Annotated in this window: 2 protein-coding genes; one reads left to right on the forward strand and one right to left on the reverse strand. The window is 70.2% G+C overall.

Annotated elements, in window-relative coordinates; all coding sequences use genetic code 11:
• Window positions 1-1,300, forward strand: a 1,300-nt coding sequence (locus JMF90_RS35060) for an LWXIA domain-containing protein (protein WP_201326162.1), incomplete at its 5' end; no start/stop codon positions are given.
• 67 nt (window positions 1,301-1,367) lie between these two features.
• Here JMF90_RS35060 and JMF90_RS35065 read toward each other — a convergent pair.
• A partial coding sequence (locus JMF90_RS35065) for an asparagine synthetase B (protein WP_201326163.1) occupies window positions 1,368-1,949 on the reverse strand: 582 nt, incomplete at its 5' end.

A 1,949-nucleotide genomic window follows, 5' to 3' on the forward strand; every position in this document is an offset into this window, starting at 1 on the left:
CATGCTCGGCAGCGCGACGTCGTCGTTCCTGCTGGGCTCGCGCCTGGGCCGCGTGTTCCAGGTCATGCACCGAGGGTGCGGTGCGCAGCTGCAGGCCGGCGACCCGAAGGCCGCGCAGGCGGTGCTCACGCGGCTCGAAGTGACGCTGTCGCGGCAGCTGCGCTCGGGTGCGCACGATTACGGCCAGAACCGGCGCGCGCAGCTCGAGCAGATCTCGAACGAAGCGCGGACGCTGGCCGCGCAGTATGTCGAGCTGAACCGCGTCGGGCTGATGAGTTTCGACGACGCGACCACCCACATCAAGGCGCTCGCCGCGGACGTGCTCGCGCAGATGCAGGGCACCGTCGGCGGCACGTCGCTGCAGCAGCTCCATACCGGCAACCCGCGCCACCTGTTCGGGATCGCGGGCCGCGCGGGCGCCGCGATCACGTCGACCGCGACGCTCGCGGTCGGCATCAGCGGCGTCGTGCACGCGCACGGGGCGTTCGATCTCGCCTACGGCTCCGCCGCCATCGCGAGCGGTGCGTTCGGCGCCACGTATGCGGGCCTCGTCTACACGATCGGCGCGCACCGCGTGAATGCCGACAAGCGCAGCCGCATCGTGCGCTTCACCGATTCGGCGAGCGACTTCATGGCCGTCGCGTACGGCGGCCTCGGCACCGGCGTGCAGTGGAGCGGCGGCCATTACGACCTCGCGATCGCGACCGGCGTGTCCACCGCGCTGCTGCTCGGCGGGCGTCTGAACACGCATTTCCCGAACGCGACGCCGCTGATCAAGAAGATCCCGACGGCCGTCGTGCTGATTCCGGTCGGCGCGTTCGCGTACAAGCTGATCGAAAGTCTGTGGACGACGTTCTTCGGCTCGGGGTCCAGTTCGTCGAATCAGTCGAATCAGTCGAATTCGTCGCAGTCGAATCTCGCGCCCGGCGTTTCACCGAGTGCTTCGGCAAGCGCGTCGGCCAGTCCTTCTGCAAGCGCCTCGGCGACTGCATCGCCCAGTGCGTCGAGTGCGTCGCCTGCCGCGCCGGCTTCGCCGTCGGCCAGCGCCACGCCGTCGACCGCGCAACCGTCGGGGTCGCCGCAGCCCTACATCGTCGTCGCCGGCGATTCGCTGTGGGTCATCGCCGACCAGCATCGCCAGTCGCTGCTCGACGCCGCGCACGTGTCGCGCACTGACCAGCAGGCGATGACGCGCGGCGAGCAGGACACGCGCGCGTTCAACGAGATCCTGCAGCTCAATCCGTCGGTTTCACGCGATCCGAACCGCCTGTCGGTCGGCACGCCGCTGATCGTGGGCTGATCGTGGGCTGATAGCGGCGCGCGGGCCGCGTGGCGCCGCGCGCACCGGTTGCGCGCGGCATGCCGCATCACGCCGCCCGCTGATGTTCCAGCCACGCCTGGAACATCAGCACCGTCCACAGCTGGTGCTGCCAGTTCATCCGGCCCGTCTGGTGCTGGCGCCACAGCCGCTCGACCGCCGCCGCATCGAAGAAGCCCTCTTCGCGCAGGCGCGACGGCCGCAGCAGCGCGTCGGCCCAGTCGCGCAGCGCGCCGCGCAGCCAGTGGTCGACGGGCGCGCAAAAACCCTGCTTCGGCCGGTCGATCAGCTCGGACGGCACGTACCGGTCGAGCAGCCGGCGCAGCAGCGCCTTCGACTGCCCTTCCGGCAAGCGCACCGACGCCGGCACGCGCCACGCGAATTCGACGACGTGATGATCGAGGAACGGCATGCGCGTCTCGAGGCTCACGGCCATCGCCGCGCGATCGACCTTCGCGAGAATGTCGGTCGGCAGGTACGTGAGCGTGTCGATCGCCATCGCCTGCTCGGCGAAGCTCAGGTGCGCGGGCCAGGCGGACACCGTGTCGAGCGGCGTCGGCGGCTCCTGCCCCGACAGCGCGAGGCGCTCCGGATGATGCACCGACGACATCAGCAGCCGGTACAGCCCGAT

Source organism: Burkholderia sp. E168m23 (assembly GCF_016586125.1).
Classification (GTDB): domain Bacteria; phylum Pseudomonadota; class Gammaproteobacteria; order Burkholderiales; family Burkholderiaceae; genus Burkholderia; species Burkholderia orbicola.